The sequence below is a fragment of the Candidatus Babeliales bacterium genome, from assembly GCA_036260945.1.
GTDB lineage: Bacteria > Babelota > Babeliae > Babelales > JACPOV01 > JACPOV01.
Genome location: DATALT010000002.1, coordinates 412,139 through 428,750, shown reverse-complemented (window position 1 = coordinate 428,750; position 16,612 = coordinate 412,139). Strand labels below are relative to the sequence as shown.

At 39.9% G+C, this 16,612-nt stretch carries 15 protein-coding genes; 2 read left to right on the top strand and 13 right to left on the bottom strand.

Annotation, left to right across the window (positions count from 1 at the left end; translation table 11 throughout):
* Positions 1–134: 134 nt before the first annotated feature.
* Complete coding sequence (locus VHO47_02740) at positions 135–2,453, top strand: S8/S53 family peptidase (GenBank protein ID HEX2978010.1); 2,319 nt, start codon at positions 135–137, stop codon at positions 2,451–2,453.
* On the opposite strand, the gene VHO47_02735 is transcribed toward VHO47_02740, so the two are convergent.
* From VHO47_02735 to VHO47_02690, 10 genes are all read right to left on the bottom strand, one after another.
* A complete protein-coding gene (locus VHO47_02735) occupies positions 2,450–4,513 on the bottom strand; it encodes a hypothetical protein (GenBank protein ID HEX2978009.1) in 2,064 nt (687 codons plus the stop codon). The two genes, VHO47_02740 and VHO47_02735, sit on opposite strands and share 4 nt — an antisense overlap.
* Positions 4,514–4,635: 122 nt before the next feature.
* Positions 4,636–5,229 carry a peroxidase-related enzyme gene (locus VHO47_02730; protein ID HEX2978008.1) on the bottom strand — a complete coding sequence of 198 codons (594 nt, stop codon included), beginning with the start codon at positions 5,227–5,229 and terminating at the stop codon, positions 4,636–4,638.
* A gap of 64 nt (positions 5,230–5,293) precedes the next feature.
* Positions 5,294–5,608 carry a hypothetical protein gene (locus VHO47_02725; GenBank protein HEX2978007.1) on the bottom strand — a complete coding sequence of 105 codons (315 nt, stop codon included), beginning with the start codon at positions 5,606–5,608 and terminating at the stop codon, positions 5,294–5,296.
* Between the two features lie 83 nt (positions 5,609–5,691).
* Positions 5,692–6,207 carry a crossover junction endodeoxyribonuclease RuvC gene (locus VHO47_02720; GenBank protein HEX2978006.1) on the bottom strand — a complete coding sequence of 172 codons (516 nt, stop codon included), beginning with the start codon at positions 6,205–6,207 and terminating at the stop codon, positions 5,692–5,694.
* Between the two features lie 92 nt (positions 6,208–6,299).
* Positions 6,300–7,244 (bottom strand): hypothetical protein, encoded by a 945-nt coding sequence (locus VHO47_02715; protein ID HEX2978005.1) that lies wholly within the window; start codon positions 7,242–7,244, stop codon positions 6,300–6,302.
* 167 nt (positions 7,245–7,411) lie between these two features.
* Positions 7,412–8,785, bottom strand: a complete 1,374-nt coding sequence (dnaB, locus tag VHO47_02710) for a replicative DNA helicase (GenBank protein ID HEX2978004.1) — start codon at positions 8,783–8,785, stop codon at positions 7,412–7,414.
* A gap of 12 nt (positions 8,786–8,797) precedes the next feature.
* Complete coding sequence (gene rplI / locus VHO47_02705) at positions 8,798–9,247, bottom strand: 50S ribosomal protein L9 (protein ID HEX2978003.1); 450 nt, start codon at positions 9,245–9,247, stop codon at positions 8,798–8,800.
* A gap of 165 nt (positions 9,248–9,412) precedes the next feature.
* A complete protein-coding gene (locus tag VHO47_02700) occupies positions 9,413–9,868 on the bottom strand; it encodes a hypothetical protein (GenBank protein ID HEX2978002.1) in 456 nt (151 codons plus the stop codon).
* Positions 9,868–10,383 (bottom strand): hypothetical protein, encoded by a 516-nt coding sequence (locus VHO47_02695; protein HEX2978001.1) that lies wholly within the window; start codon positions 10,381–10,383, stop codon positions 9,868–9,870. Before VHO47_02695 ends, VHO47_02700 begins: the two co-directional genes overlap by 1 nt.
* Positions 10,380–10,772, bottom strand: coding sequence for a hypothetical protein (locus tag VHO47_02690; GenBank protein ID HEX2978000.1), 393 nt, complete (start codon positions 10,770–10,772; stop codon positions 10,380–10,382). The genes VHO47_02695 and VHO47_02690 overlap by 4 nt, the downstream gene beginning before the upstream one ends.
* A gap of 99 nt (positions 10,773–10,871) precedes the next feature.
* Between VHO47_02690 and VHO47_02685 the strand changes: the two genes are divergently transcribed.
* Positions 10,872–12,908, top strand: a complete 2,037-nt coding sequence (locus VHO47_02685; GenBank protein HEX2977999.1) for a hypothetical protein — start codon at positions 10,872–10,874, stop codon at positions 12,906–12,908.
* 80 nt (positions 12,909–12,988) lie between these two features.
* Here VHO47_02685 and VHO47_02680 read toward each other — a convergent pair whose 3' ends face one another.
* From VHO47_02680 to ileS, 3 genes are read right to left on the bottom strand one after another with little or no spacing between them, the layout of a single operon-like run.
* Positions 12,989–13,303: a hypothetical protein gene (locus VHO47_02680; protein ID HEX2977998.1), complete on the bottom strand. Its 315-nt coding sequence runs from the start codon at positions 13,301–13,303 to the stop codon at positions 12,989–12,991.
* A 28-nt stretch (positions 13,304–13,331) separates the two neighbouring features.
* Entirely contained in the window at positions 13,332–13,667 is a 336-nt protein-coding gene (locus VHO47_02675; GenBank protein ID HEX2977997.1) for a hypothetical protein, read from the bottom strand.
* Positions 13,668–13,692: 25 nt separating this feature from the next.
* Positions 13,693–16,611: an isoleucine--tRNA ligase gene (gene ileS, locus VHO47_02670; protein ID HEX2977996.1), complete on the bottom strand. Its 2,919-nt coding sequence runs from the start codon at positions 16,609–16,611 to the stop codon at positions 13,693–13,695.
* Between the last annotated feature and the right edge of the window lies 1 nt (position 16,612).

The following is a 16,612-nucleotide window of genomic DNA, read 5'->3' as shown; positions in this document are numbered from 1 at the left end:
TGTTTTTTATTTGCTTTTTTTAAGAGTTCTTTCTAAATTGTAGGACATCTTTTACTCCAGAAATTTCAAATTTAATTATTGGAGTAATAAAAAAGAGGACGTATTAATTAACTCCAAAGGGAGGCGGGTGGATAGTGAAGTATCATACTATAAAAATTATGCTCCTTGCATTCAGCGTTTTCTCTGAAATTTTTTCGCTGAGTCCGATCGATATTCAACAGCAAGAACCTCTCAGACATCTTATTCTTCATTTTCCTTCCGTAGTGGGTAGTGAGAGCGATGCGCACCGGTTGGAAATAATAGAAAAAGATGCGCTTACAGAGATTAATAACGCCTTAATTGTGCAAAATTATCTCATTCCTTATGAAGACAATAATACTGCACGGCATTCCATTTGGGACTCAATTTCGTACCGTCTTAAAAGATTTTATTATTCACTGTTTTATTATAAATACTGCTCTGAATATCCGGATAAGCTTAATTACGCTTTTTATCCACGGCGCGATCCACATTTTGGTTTTTATACGATATATATTCCTAATGGTGTGCCGTATGAAAAATTTTCCTCCATTACGCATGATGTGTTTAAGAAAAAAAATCTTGAATGTTATATCGATGCTGATATTCCGATCTATTTAGCTGCGCAAGAAGAAAAAAATGAAAGAACACTAGGAGAGGGTTACTTTTCGCTCGATCAATTAAAGCATTTGAACGATAAGAATGTATATTGGTATCAATCTTTTCCCACCACTGGATTAGTGCTTGAAGAGCCTTATTATCCTCCAAAGTATCCTTATCTTCCGCATTTTTTTTCACTTTCTCAACTTGCGCCGCATCAGGGTTCAGGAATTACAATCGCATTGATTGATACGGGAGCATGTGCTTTTAAAGTGCAAGATAATCCCCATTATTATAAACACCGAGATATTGCGATTAATTATCCTCGAATTGGGTTTGAAAATTTAACCATTAACAATAGCACGAAATCTGGCCAAGTTTCTCAGTTGGTAACAGCTATTCAACCGCATTTAAAAAAAACTGTTCCGCCTGAATCGCTTGAGCAACTGATCGCACATTGGATTTGCGATTATGCATCTCGCAAAAGCAAAGAAGGGATTGAGAAATTTTTAGCAAAGCATGGCAATCAATCTATTTGCGATGCATCGGGATCTCTCAACAGCCAGGGTACCGCTCTCGTGCAAAAAGTTACAAAGGCGATAGGTACGTATTCTGTCGGTTGGCTTGATGAACCATATAATAAATATGCAGTACTTAATTTTTTACCGACTTCATATTTGAACGATCCGTCACAATTATTAGTAGCGACTCATGGAACACATACGCTTAGCCTCATTTCTGGATGTCCACCACTCAACGATCATCACATTGGAGGTGTTGCTCGACAAGCAACCGTAATGATGATTAAAGCCTTTAATGAAAAAGGGTTGAGTACCAAATCGCTCCTTATCGATGCGGTAAAAAAAGCGATCTCTGGCAACGCAGATATTTTAAACTTAAGTCTCAAAATTGCAGATCGTATTGACTTATCGCACGAATCGTCAAAAACACTTGCGCAATTAATTGGATTGACTCCGTATGTTGTCGCTGCATCGGGCAATGATGGCGGCAATAGCAGGCGGCCTACGCTTTCGTACCCGGCCCGATTTGAAACGGTAGCCTTTGATGTTGGCGCGTTTGGATTAGAAAATCATACGCCGGTTATTCCTGAATTCTCCCAATACGAAATTAATAAAGGACCGCTCTTTGTTGCACCGGGTGTTAATATTATTGGAGCAGGAATAATTCCAAACTTGCCTGAATCATCTATTTATATGTATCGCAGCGGTACCTCGATGGCAGCGGCGCTTACAAGTGGCTTTTTGGCATTGCTACTGGGTGAATTTAAAAACGATTTTACCAAAGATGAACTCTTAAATGTTTGCTATCATGCAACGTTCAAACTTGCGCCAACGCCCGATTGGAAAAATAAAACGATACTTGGCGTTCTGGATATGAGAACAGCTCTTTTTGTTTTACATTGTATTAAAGCGCTCAAAAAAGAATTTCCAGCGCAATCGTTTGAAGACTTAATGGCGGCTGTATTTATTAAACTATTAGAGCCTCTTGAACTCTATAGTAAAAAATATTTGAATAGCGTGAATCCTAAAGATAATTTTATAGCATTTATTAATCAAACACATGCTGAGCCGTTCCCAGAAAGCTTCAATGTGCCAACATCGGTTCAAGAGGGCATTAATCATATTATTAGTTCGATACGCTCAGAGATAGTAAGCCCGGAACGTAAAAGTTTGCTTCAATCATTAGGATTACCAGATCGTGCTCAGAAAAAACTTGCACATGATGCATTAAAAAACGATTCATGGGTAAAGCAAGCGCGGGGGATCAAAAATCGTTTGATTGCTGCACGTCAATTTGCGGATAATGTCGTTTAATAAAATGAAAAATAAGTAGCCAATACTGCCAAGAGAAAGAAAAGCGGCCAATAAATAAGTTTAGGGACTAAGTTATTTTTATATTGAATGAATTGGCCACCGCGTCCCATAACAAAAAGGGTGCTATTAATCGCAATAGCGGTGAGGAAGAAATAGCAAATGAAATAAAAGCTTTCTATGTAGCTTATTCCGATAACGCCCAACGCTTGCCGTAACGATACTTGGCTTAAAATAAGAACAAAAAGTAATCCACTCAACGCTATGAGAACATCCAGGTTGGTGAATCCCATCAAGTTTTCTTCTTTTGAGAAAGTAAGCAATAATATAAAGAGGAAAATGATCGTCAAGATAAGAAGAATAAGATAGGTAATGAATTCACCAATCAGCGTACGCTGACAAATAAATGAAAAATTAAATTGCGGTAAACTCATGAATGCAGTATTTGAAGAATCAAGCGTTGCATTATAATGATTTTTTCGATAATTAAAAAATGAACTTTGAAAAAACCAACTACTGATAGAAACAAGCGCCGAAATGCCGGGCAACGTTTTAGGATCGTTTTGCGTATAAGCATCCAGATCGGGAATGAGAATTGTATTTTCATTAAACACCGGGTGCAAGATGCGCAAATTAATATGGCGATGATCAAACGGATAGGTAAGGAACGTGTCGATCGCATATAATTTACATGAAAACTGCCAGAGATAATAATCTTCATGACCTCGCGAAGAGCTTTGAAGAAGATCGGTTTGTAAACTGAACGCATCGGGCATTATAAATGCCGGCTTTATAGTCAGTGACTTTGCGTAGCGCTGCCAAATGTAGCCACTTACCAACACACTTGGAAGCACATCGTTGGACTCTCGTGAAAAAATTATCTTTTCTAAAAAGACACCGGTGGGAACAAAATTCACATGCTTAAAAAGGGGCGACATAGAATATTTTTCCTGGAGCGATCCGATGAGAACATTAAGTTGGTTTTGGTCGGCGATCACCGTATAATCGGAATGGCGCTCCAGCCCATGTTTTATTTCCTGATTCCACAAGAAAAAAAGTTGCAGCGTACAAAAGAATGCAATAGCAATTGCAGCAAGCCACCATGCAACAATTGTGAAAAACCAGCTCGCTAAAAGTATACTTGCAAGGCACGCGATCAAAAGGCAGCCCATCGTGATTTGAAATATTTTGTGTCGTAAGGTGGTGCTGTGCCGTTCAGAAACGCCAATTGGATAGCAAATGCCCGCAATCTTTAGTGAATCAAGGCCCAGTGGGCTCACAACAACCCATGTTTCTTGGCCGCTCACCTCGTTTGGGAAATTAATGACGCCGCCTTGTGGGTTTCTTATGATTTTTTGTATGTCTTGATAACGCGCATCTCCCGGAAGCACAAACAGAATATCGAAAATAGAGCGTTCTCCTCTGTAGCCAATATGCGGCGTCGATGGATGCACAATAATAGTTCCATCTTCATGAATCAAAAAATTGAGGCTTGTAACAAGGGGATTGAGCGAAATAAGATGTTGCTGCACCGCAGAAAGTGGCAAGAGGAATAATATTCGCTCATTAGTTGAAGTAACAAGTTGATATGCTATTGCTTTTGTATTTAGGTTTTCAGAAAAGAACGGCTCTGTCCATTTGTTGTCTTGTGCAGATTGCGGCACGCTCACCGATTTTTTTTGATCTATTGTATCATTAGTCGTTTTAATAAGCGCAAAGGCGCTTTGTGTTGAAATATAATCGATCTCTTTAATGAGGGTAGGCCCTTTAAGAAATTTGATCGCATTATTGATAAATTCAGTTCGCGGTAATGATTTATTAAGAGTATAAAATTGAGTAATCTGTTCAGCTAACGTTTTGAGCTCTACGGTAATCGCTTCGGTAACGGAGGTGGTATTAGATTCTATAGCTTCTACCAAATCGGTGTTGAGTTTTAATTTGTAGTGATAATAATTAAAAATGAGCATGCTGGTACCGATGATCATTAAAATCAATAATAAAATGCCAATCAAAAACGGTATTTTGTATGGTTTATAATCGGCTACTGCAATTTTATTATTCACGGCGCACCCATTTTTTAACATAATAATGATTATCGGAACAAGTTTTTTTCAATTTGAATTTTGACTCGACGCTCTTTTTCTCTTAAGATTCTGCGTAAAAAACCATGTTAATAGCAATAGATTTATCGTATGTAGCCGATTTGCACCAATTCTTTGCCCATTGCATCATAGATTGCCCAATCTTCGGGTGTCCATGTTGCCAGTCCGTCAACATAACGGTTGTACATGCAAAAAGCTGCGGCGATAAGAACGGTATCGTGAATTTCTTTATCGGTAGCCCCCGCCTCTTTTGCTCGTGCAATATGTGCCGGTGTTACTGACTTTCCATTTTTTTTCACTTGCTGCGCGATTGCCAAGAGTGTTTTGAGTTTTTCCGATATCGGTGCTGTTTGGTAATCGTTCTTAACTGCGTCCACCGTAGCCAATGCGCCATTATCCAACCAATGGGCAGCTGCCGCGCTGTGACTATTGCAGCAAAAGTTGCATTCATTAAGAAATGAAACATAAGATGCTATAAGTTCACGTTCTCCTGAAGATAAAGTGGATTCGCCGCGCAATAATACTTCTGCTAGCATGGAAAGTGGTTTTGCAGTTTCTGAACAATAAGCCAGGAGGCTAATGATTCCAGGAAGTGTCTGCTGCAATTCTATATGCGGAGCTGAATAGATTGCTGAATTAATGAGGAAAATCAGTACATAGAAAATAGAATATTTCATTTTTCATCCTCGAGGATAAATAAAGATACCGTTCGGGGGTATATTTATTAGAATGAACTACTTTTTAGTAAACAACACCGGTTTGCTTAGTTCTCATGGCTCGATATTTGTTATGTCGATTGCGTTTTTTAGGACCGGGGTAGTTGTCTAAATCCCATTGTTTACAATAACAAAAAACACCGTTGGGATCATTTTCGACATATACGAGATTATCGTCAGCTTGTCTTTGTCTAAAATCACCTTTTTCTGAGCAAAAACATTCGTTTGAGCTTTCGCATTGCTCGCGAGAGAAATGTTTTCTTTTTTGGTGATATGCATCAATCTGACCAAAAGCAACAACAGCAAAAATTAATAAAAATGCGTATTTTTTAAAAACCATAAATGCTCCACGTTTAAAGGTGTTTTGATACTTGAATCGATCATAACTGCTAGCTAAATCGAAAAACAAGAATCAGAATAGTGCTATTTTATGTGCATTCTTAGATATTGTTGTGCCAAAGAATTATTCTGTTTACCTTTCCAAAGCCCGCATAAACTGATAGCGATTGCATCTGTGACGTCCGCTTTTTGCACAACACCTACAGTAGGAAACAATCGATAGACAACTCGGGCAACTTGCTCTTTTTGTGCGCTGCCTGATCCGGTTACTGCAAGTTTCACTTCGCTTGGGGAAAGTTCGTGGAGCGCCGTTTTATACGTGTCGGAAAGGAGATAAACAATACCGCGTAAATAACCGAGCTTTAAGAATGTTTGCGTGTTTTTTCCCAAAAAAGGTGTTTCAAGTGCAATATCGGTAACCCCGAATTTCTGTATTTTTTCTAGAAAAAGCGCGTGAAATATACCGACGCGTTCGGGCAAGCTTTTCGTTGGGGACATTTTAAGGAAACCATAATCAATAAGATGAGCCCTGCCCCCTTCATGCTTAATAATCGCAAATCCTGTTACTGAAAACCCTGGATCGATGCCTAAAACTATCATTGCTCTTCCTTAATTAACATCCTTGGCGATTTGATTATATATCAAAAAAATAATCAGTCATCTTTTGCGGTTTTTTGTTGAATTAGCCTAGTTTATGTCTTATTTTTTTTAGATGTACGACCATTCGCCTCGCGTAATTGCTTATGGCATTTTATGCGTTCCCTTATTTCGTTCAATAAAGCTATGAGTTGGTTCTTAAGAGGATCTTCATCTTTTTTGAGATGCATTTCGGATTGTCTCAGTTTGGCAACTATTTTGTTTTTTAACTGTTCCAATTCTCTATATGAAAAACGACCCAACTCTTTGTCAAGATTAAGATTTAATTGACCATAGTGGAGCATGTTAGCTTTTAGTTTAACTTGATCGGTCGTTCTTGTTGCTTCATTAATTAAAAATTGTTCTTCCAAAATAGACTCAAAGGTTTCAGAAAGAAAAGGAGCCCGCTCTGCAAATAATTCATCTAGCGAATTGATATTACTTTCGCCTGACACGGTTTCAAGAACCGGTGGCGATGCTAATGGTTCTGCTGAAAGATGAATCATAGGCGGGGGTTGTGTAACTAATTCTTCATTGTGCTGAGGTGAAACATTTAATTCTCCTACAAGAGGTTTTTTTGCAGCAGTTACATCTTTCATTTGCATTTCAAGCTCAGCCAGCTTGGCAGATCTTGATTTCTTTTTCCAATTTTCATGAGGACCCTTCGCTGAAGGTAATTCCGCTAGAGGGTTGACATTGCTTTCATCTGAATTAGTTGCAAGTAACGGGGGTGATTCTGTTTTTGGAATAATTATAGGTGATGCTAATACTTTAGGGATGATAGCATTAGAAGCTCTAAGTACCCCAATCTCTGTGCCTAAAATTTCTCTAAAATCTTCTTCTAGGTTGCCTGAATATTTAATTACGTGTTGTGGGTTTTCAAGACGAATTTCAGATCTATTATCAAATTCGACCAATTGTCTTTGGGCAATCGTGTTAAGAAACATTTCGCTGAGGAATAGTTCCATAAGCTTATTCGTTTTCGCCTGATCTTGCTCCATAGTGAGCAATAAGAGAGATTTTGTGCAGAGTGCCACGAGGCAATATGATTTGTGGGGCATTAGCGATTTTCCCGATAACAATGTTACGGGCAAAGCTGCAAACAAGAATTACACTTTTTATCCTACCCAATCAGCACTTGCAGAGTCAATTTTATTATTGGCAATATTTATTCGTCGTAATCGAGATCTTCAAAACGAGTGAGCTCTCGGATGAAATTGAGCATCACCGTCCCGGTAGGCCCATTCCGTTGTTTACCAATAATTACTTCAGCAAGAAGTGGATTTTCTGCATCGGGATTATAAACGCTGTCGCGGTATAAAAACATAATAAGATCCGCATCCTGCTCGATTGCCCCAGATTCTCTTAAATCTGAAAGCATAGGCCGTTTATCCACTCGACTATCCACAGCACGTGAAAGCTGTGAAAGTGCAACAATAGGTACCTCAAGTTCTTTAGCAAGCGCTTTGAGCGATCGAGAAATCTCTGAAACTTCTTGATGGCGGTTTTCATGTTTTTTTGCGGTGCGAATCAGCTGCAAATAATCTACGACGATGAACGAAAGTTTGTGTTCATTTTTTAGTTTGCGCGCTTTTGCGCGTAATTCCATCAATTCAACCATCGCCGTGTCGTCTATAAAAAGTTTCATTGATGCTAATTGCGCTGCCACGTTGGTCAATTCAAGCCATTCGTCTGACGAAATCGTTGCATTTCGTATATTATGATGAGAAATACCCGCCTGGGTTGAAAGCAAACGGAGCGTCAGTTGCTCTGCAGACATTTCAAGAGAAAAGAAACCGACCGTGTACCCTTCGCGCGCCGCTTGCGATGCAAGCGCGAGCGCTAAAGCGGTTTTGCCCATTGATGGTCGCGCAGCAAGTACAACAAGATCACCCTTTTGAAAACCGGAGGTCATCGCATCAAGCTTTTTAAAACCCGAAGGAATACCAGTGATTCCTTTGCTATGGCTTTTGATATCAGAAAGATACTCAAATGTTTTTTTAAGCCAGATATTCAGCTGAACAAAATTTTGGTTTGTCCGTTTATTCGAGATCTGGAAAATCGTTTGTTCTGCAGCATCAAGTACAACATCGATGTCTTTTTCATTTTGATCGTAGCAAGTGGTGATAATTTGCGTTGCAGAACTAATAAGCGAACGGAGCGTAGACTTTTCTTTAATAATGCGCGCGTGATGGGTCACCATCCCAACAGCGGGAATATCTTCTTGCAAAGCAAGTAAGTATGAAATGCCACCGATTTCTTCAAGCTTATTATTTTTTGTCAGCGCATCCTGCAGCGTCACCAAATCTACGCGTTTTTGCTCTTGGGTGAGTTGCGTTATTGCTTGAAAGATTACTTGGTGCGCAAGGTTATAGAAATCTTGCGCGCTGATAATCTCGATTACGTTGTGAATATACTCATCATTGAGCAAAAGAGCACCAAGGACCGCCTTTTCAGCTTCCAGGCTATAGGGCATGGTTTTGCCAAGCAATTTTTCGGGTTGTGCAACCTTGTGCTGACTGCGCACGGCATCATAAGCCATAGCTTCCTTGTATTATTCAGGTGCCGGAGCAACCGTTAATTTAATTTTTGGTTGTAAACGCGAAGAGAGCTTAACGATAACTTCGTAACTTCCTTTTTCCTTAATCGGCTTTTCAAAGATAATTTGGTTTTTTGCAACCTTAACACCCTTTTCTGCTAAAAGTTCTGCAACTTCTGCTGGTGCAATAGATCCAAAAAGTTTCGTGCCGTTGGCCATTTTTCTTTTGAGCGTTACATGAATAGATTTGATTTTTTCAGCAAGCATTGAAGTTTCAGTGGCGATAACTTCTTTACGATGTTCGACCGTTTTTTTCTTTTGCTCATAAAACGATTGATTTTCTGCAGTAATTTGGACGCCAAGTTTATGCGGGATTATATAGTTTGCTGCAAATCCATCAGATACTGAAATGATTTCGCCAGCCATCCCAACTTTTTCGACATTTTTTAGTAAGTAAACTTTCATACGATGCCTTTCTTAGCCATTGTGTTCTTTTTTAATCATACCGGTTTGATCAAAAAAAAATAGGTATCGGTTTTGATGGGGCGTTTTAAAAGAGCCTTTTTTTAGGGGCAAAAAAGACAACATTGTCCGCAGGGTGTACCTTTATGGTTGGCCAAAAAGGAACCTTTAGGTTGCACTTCTATACCCGCTCACGATAAATGTGGTCGGCTCGTCAGGCTTTTCGGTTGCTCTTTTTTCTATAGTGCATGAAAATGATCGTTGTTTGTTTGCCCTAAGATTAATAGTTCCGTTCAGGAGAATGCAGGAATTCGTTTTTTTTGAAAATCCCAGCTCAGCATTTGTTAATGTCAGCTTTGTTTTCTTTCCGTCAATGGGCAGTAAAAGTTTGTGCCCAGCCGTTGCCAATTGCTGCATAATTTGATCAAAGCGATGTTTTGTCAGCCCTATTGCCCAAGAACTTAATGCATGGGTTGCCCCAACCGCTAGCAGGTCTTGTTGATGCGCCGTTGCTAGTTCATCGAGGTAGCCCACCGATTGCCAAACAATACTGGTATAAAGAAGTATAAAAGCGATCATTATAAGAATCATAAGGGTTGCAAAACCTGCTGACTTCTTTGCCATTAGATCGCTCCTGAGATTGCATACCATTGCTCCGCTTGGTAAGTTTTTTTGTTTGGTAACTCAAATTCAGCCTTTAAAATAAGCGAACTCACTACAATTGGCTGTTTATTAATAGTTTGTATTTCAAACCGTGCCTGTTTTACCTTATCAAAAATGAGTGATTTGCTTTTTTTAATCCACTGATTTTTTTTGGGTGAATAAATGCCGCTTAAATACCACAATTTGCTTGCTTCAATCAAAAAACCTCGGTGTTCTTGCCCGTTGCGGGCTACAATAATTTCGTTAGCCGAACGCACGCTCCAATGCTCTATCGGTTTTTCAAAATGCTTAATAATTTTTTTGAGTGCAGCAAATGATGTATGAATTTGAACGAGGCGTTGCGCCGTTTGTTGCTCCTGGCTCATAACGGTAATTCTGCGCGCAGTAAAGCTGATAATAAGCCAAGAAAGAAAAAGCGCGAGAGCAACATATATACTTAATTCAATTAACAAAAATCCGGAGTGGACGCTCTTCATGCTAGGGGCCCTTGAAATGTTGAAGTACGCTCTACCCCTTGAGCATCGTGCCAAATTACTTTTAGTTCAATAGTGCTGCCAAAGCCGGGAGTTATCGATTTGCCAAAGATCTGATCGGCCAACTCGAATGAAACTGAATGAACTCTCCAGATATATTCATAGCTTTGATTTTTCATGCGGCCCGTTTGACGAAAATGATCGTCTACTTGAAGCCGCTCAATAAGGCTCGAAGCTTGGCGGATCATATCAAGCTTTCTTAAAGCAGTTGCGCGATGAGTTGCAAGAACGCTATGCCATTTTATAATAAGCGTTAAGCTCACGAATGCAATCGCTGTTGCATATATGAGTTCTGTGGTTAAAAACCCTTTTTTTTTAGTAACACATCGCATTTTTTGGGTCACCGGCACAAAGATTAGTGTTTGAAATTAGGCTCGTCCGCGAGTATGCTGTAAATTAATTTTTACCCATACCATAGTATGAGGACTTTTATGAATAAATTTCTACTTATAACTTTTTTTTCATTATCAATGGGCTTTGGCATAGTGCCACTTTGTGCCCAAATAGCGGGAGGCTCCACATCCGCAGCAACGGGGCAAGGAATGCGCGATATTCCCGATCTTCCTCCATTAAGTGAAGAAGAACTAGAGCTTTTTTCACAAATTTTTGAAAACATGGATGAAAAAACTCTTGAAGCACTTGCACAAATAGGTGAGGAATACATCAAAGAAATGGAAGCGCAAGGAAAAGATCCGTACGAAATTTTCCGCGAACCGATGATTCCAGCAACCCCGCCTGCAGCAGTTACAAAGCCGATCGAACCCAAAATTCCAACGGGCCATCCGATCATTTTAATGCCACCAGCAAAAACAAAAGAAATGCGTTTGATCCTGCAAGAACTTGCTGATCAAATTGAGCGTATTGCGCGCAAGGCGGAAAGCGATCGTGAATTTGCCGATGCACTAAAGCCATGGAAATATCATTTTGAAGACATTGTGTATTTTGCACATCAAATTGAGCAAGAAAAAATCGTAAATTATCTTTTTGATAAAGATTTTGATACGCTTCTTTCATCAATTAAAGAGCTTCATCAAACACTCGGCATGCTCGAGCCGCAATTTTATGTTCCAGAAATTTCGATCGATGCCGATAAATCGTACGGAATTTTGGGAGTAACTTCTCGTACACCATTTCCAGAAATTCAGCTGGCGTATCAAAATTTATTACGCGAAAAAAGCCCGGCGCTTATTAAAAAACAATTAGAAGGCAAACCGATAGATGAGCTCGGCGTTGCGCTTGATATCAACGAAGATCAATTGAATGCTGTCAATAAAGCATATCAAACTATTTTAACGCGAGAACAATCAAAGCAAACACTTGGCAGTATTTTGCAAGCGGTGCAAAAAGCTATTTATACGCAAGAATTTATAACAAATGCAAAAAAACTTTTGCAAAAATATGAGCCTGAAGCGCTTAAAATAAAAGAAGAGCAAGAAAAACGCCAATCCGCTGCGCGAAAGGAACAAGAAGAAGCGATTAAGCGCCGCCCACCATTAGCGCCTCGCGTTTTTGAGCCTGCATTTGGACGAGTAGGTGGAGATTTGGGGTACACACCTACCGGCTCTAATTATCCAAGTTATCCTTCGTTTCCTTCTACTGCAGTAAATGCTGGGCCAGGAAAAGCGGCCGATAGCACAAGCCCTTCAAAAGCTGATAAATCTGGGGATAAAAAGAAGGACGAGAAGAAAAAAGACGACAAAAAGAAAGATGATAAGAAAAAGGATGATAAAAAAGAGGAAAAGAAAGAGGGCTCTGAAAAACGAGTAAAAGTTCCTGAAGCTGCATCTGAACCGGTAAAAAAGAAGCTCGAAAAAATACTAGAACAACTTGAAGGCTTTAGCGATTATTTGACTAAGAAATCTATAACGCGCGGCGGCGGGGTTGCACCGGTTGCCAAGGTTTCTCCAAAGGATCTTTTCAAAGATCTTGAAGGATTCTTAACTGGCCCTGTTGCTTCACCGTACGATCCGAACATGCCGCTTTTTGTTCGCGCGAAAGACATGATCTCTGCGTTAACTGAAATGACCGAAGCGGTTCACAAAATCAAGAAAGAGGTACGAAATACTGGCGACCTTTCGCGGCTTGAAAAGCGTGAACTAAAAAAACAGGCACAAGCGCTCTTTCAAGATTACGAAAAGCTTCTGATGCAAGAAATACCCGAACTACTGCGTATCAAAGTTACGCCAGATTTTAAAATTATTCCTGCGGCAGGCGGTGCGCCAAAAGATATTAGCAAAGAAATGAAATATCTTCTTTTTGGCATAAACGATGGGCTTGATACAACGCTGAGCCCGCAAGATTTTGCGGTACTTATGCAACTCAATCCGCCAATTATACCTGCAGGCCCCAGCACGCCATCGCAACAAGCAAGTTATATGGGTCAATTCATGGATGCTTATCAGGAAATGCTGAAAGAGCTAAAACCTGAGCCGATAGCAACAGGAGGAGTCCCTGTCATTGCAACGTAAACATCATTTTTTTCAATAATAGAAAAACCCCCGAATGAAGTCGGGGGTTTTTCTATTATTGAGTAATTTTTTAAGGATTATTATGATTCTTTGGCTGTAGTTCCAAGAAAACACGCAATAATTTTGGGCTTAGCTTTCTCAACATTCAATGCGGAAAATGCAACTTCTTTATATTCTTCAAGCGCACCATTCAGCTTTTTTATCAAGTCTGACCTTTTAAAGGTCATATTGCCAACTTGTTCAGTAAAGTTTGTTTTTTCCGCAAAGTCTTCGAATCCTATTCCCTCTAAAAGCGATTCTAAAGCTTCCTGTGATGGTAATGTTACCAACTTATCCATTCCATTGCTCATTGAAGAAAGCGACAACAAAACTAAATTAATTATTATTTTTTTCATATTGCCTCTTCTCTTTAACTTCAAAAATTTATTTCAACTCGCCGATCTCTATAAGGAACTCAATAGATGGCTCAGGGTCTTTCAAAACGCATCTTAAGAGTGCGGCTTTGGTTCTTTCCTTATAGGATGCCTGATAATTGTCAGCTGCAACTGTTACTTCGGTAAAAACCGCTATAATGTCTGTTTTATTTTTAATATCACCAAGAAAATTTGTATTGTCTGCCAAATAGCTGAATCCATTTTTCTTAAGATTTTCTCTTATTGTATCAGTTTCGAGTAAATCGACATTTATATCCTTGGAAACCATTCCTTGAATAGTTGTTAAATTAATCAACAACACGGCAAGAATAAGAATTTTATTCATGTATTCCTTTAACAAATTTGCAGCATTACGTTAATACTTCTTTGCAGCGATTGCATAAATGATATTCGTTATTATTCTCTTCCCATTTCCAGCAGCGAGGGCATTTATTTCCGCGTGCGTGTTCAACTATTAAAGAAAAGCCTTTCAAATCCGATTCTTGCAAGTTTTTTGGCGAAAGCTCCACTTGAAATTGCGAAACGATCAAGAATTCTTGAAAGAATTCCTCAATCTTTTCATGATGGCGTTCAAGTGATGCAAAAAAATCGTTCAGAATTTCATTTCGATGCTCATCAAAATTGAAATAGACCGATACGCGGGCTTCAAGCGAATGCTTAATAAGATTTTCGGCACGTTTTTCCTCAATCGCTTTAAGTATCGCGCTACGAATTTCTTTTAACAGTTCCCATTGTTCTTGCGACTCAGTAACGAAACTGAGCTTGCGAATTGCATCTGCCGTTTCTTGCGCACGCCCTTCAAACGGATACCAATCGATTCCTTGCACCGATGATTGAGCGGTTCGCGCAATAATTGATTGCCAAACATCGGCCAGGTTGGTAAACGATTGCAGATGAATGGAGTCTTTTTTCTCTTTTTGATAGACATCCGAAATATTTTCAGCTGTAAATGAAAGTACTGGAGCCATTAATCGCGTCAATGTATCGAGAATATACCAGCAGGCAGTTTGCGCCGATCTGCGTGCTTTACCGTCGGCTCGCTCGGTGTACAAACGATCTTTGATGACATCAAGATAGAATGAGCTTAATTCTTTTGAGCAATAGTCTGAAAGCTCGTGAAATACTGCAGTTAAATCTGCCATTTCATAAGCGGCACGAATCGAGGCGTTTAAATAATAAAGCTGCTCGAGCGCATAATGATCGATTACCATCATTTCATCAAGAGGCACTAAATCTTTTGCTGCATCAAAATCGTAAAGATTTGAAAGCAGGAACCGGCACGTATTGCGAATTTTACGATAAACTTCTGAAACGTTTCCGATCAATTCCTTAGAAACGATCGCATCACCAGAATAATCGATGCTTGACGCCCATAAGCGCAATCCATCGGTACCTATTTGTTTGATCATCTCGTCGGGACTTACCACGTTTCCAATCGATTTGGACATTTTATGCCCTTTTTCATCGACTGTAAATCCGTGCGTTAAAATGCTTTTCATAGCCGCCTCTTTTTCAAGCACTAAGCTTGTGAGCAATGAACTCTGGAACCATCCACGATGCTGATCAATTCCTTCAAGATACATATCGGCAGGAAAGCGGAGTGCTGGATTTTTTTTTAAGACTGCATAATGGCTTATGCCAGAGTCGAACCATACATCCAGAATATCTTTTTCTTTAGCAAACGTTGTTGATGAACATTTTGGGCATTTAAGCTTAAAAGGCAGTTCATGCATTTTAAGATCTTGCCAATATTCAATCCCCTCTTTTTCAACACCCTTTGCGACAAACTCTACGAGTTCTGGAGTAATTATTACATGCTCGCATTGTGTGCAAAGTACCGCAGGAATTGGCACACCCCAACTGCGCTGGCGAGATAAGCACCATTCAAGGCGCCCTTCAATCGTCGCTTTCAAAAAATTACCGCTGCGTTCAGGTAGAAATGCTATTTTTTCAATTGCTTGAAGCGCTTTTTGCTTTAAGTTGCCATGGGATAAATTGCAAAACCATTGGTTTGTTGCGCGGAAAATAAGCCCGTTATGGCAACGCCAGCAATGCGGATAATTATGTTTTATTGAACCTTTGAACCACATGCGATTGAGTGCAGCTAATTTTTTAATTACCCAAATTTGCCCGTCGGTAACCAACATGCCTTCCAGTTCTTTTGGTTCAATACTAGGTAGATATTTGCCATCGGCACTAATTGGGCTAAAAATCTCAAGGTTATTTTTTACGCCGACTTCGTAATCCTCAGGGCCACAACCGGGAGCGCAATGAACGAATGCGGTGCCATCATCAAGCGAAACTGAGTCGTCAGCAATAATTGGTACTCGCAAATTTTCAATGAAAGGATGTTCAACCTGTGCGCCCGCAAGTTGTTCCCCCTTAATTTCTGCAATTATTTCCGCTTTTGCATTATTAAGCGCCATTACTTTTTCAATAAGCGATTTTCCAATAACTAAATACTCGTCCCCCGCTTTGATAACGGCGTACATGGCACTTGGTTTTGCAAGTACCGCGCGATTGAGCGGAAGCGTCCAAGGCGTTGTTGTCCAAATCAGGAAGCTTATTTCGTTTCCCGCTAAAGTAGGAAGCAGTTTTTTTACTGCGTCAGCGGCGAGTGGAAAACGAACATAAATTGAAGGATCTTTGCGCTCTTTGTGTTCGATTTCAGCGGTCGCGAGTACCGTTTGATCGTGAAAACACCAAGGCACTGTTTTTTTCTTTTTTTCCATATACCCGTCGGCAACGAAAGTGCCAAAGGCGCGAATGGTTTCTGCTTCGTATCTTGGGTTCATCGTCAAATATGGATGATCCCAATCCATTACAACGCCAAGCTGTTTAAATTCTTTGCGTTGTACATCGATCCACTGCTGCGCATACGCGCGGCATGCTTGCAAAAGTGCAAGGCCATGAAGCTCCGGCTTTTCTTTTGTTACTTTAATTTCTATTGGTAAACCATGGCAGTCCCAACCTGGGGTTACCGGCACATGTTTGCCAGCCATGCGCTGCGATTTGGTTACTATATCTTTCAAAATTTTATTGTAGGCGTGCCCCAAATGAATATGCCCATTTGCGTACGGAGGGCCATCGTGCAAAATAAACTTTTCGTTTCCTTCATTCAGTTTAAACGCTTTTGCATAAAGATTTTCTTTTTGCCAGCGCTCCAGGAGTATCGGATCATCAATGTTATGATTAGGGCGAATTGGAAACGTGGTCGTCGGTAAATTGAGTGTATCTTTAAAGCTTATTGGTGATTTTTCGTCGACCATG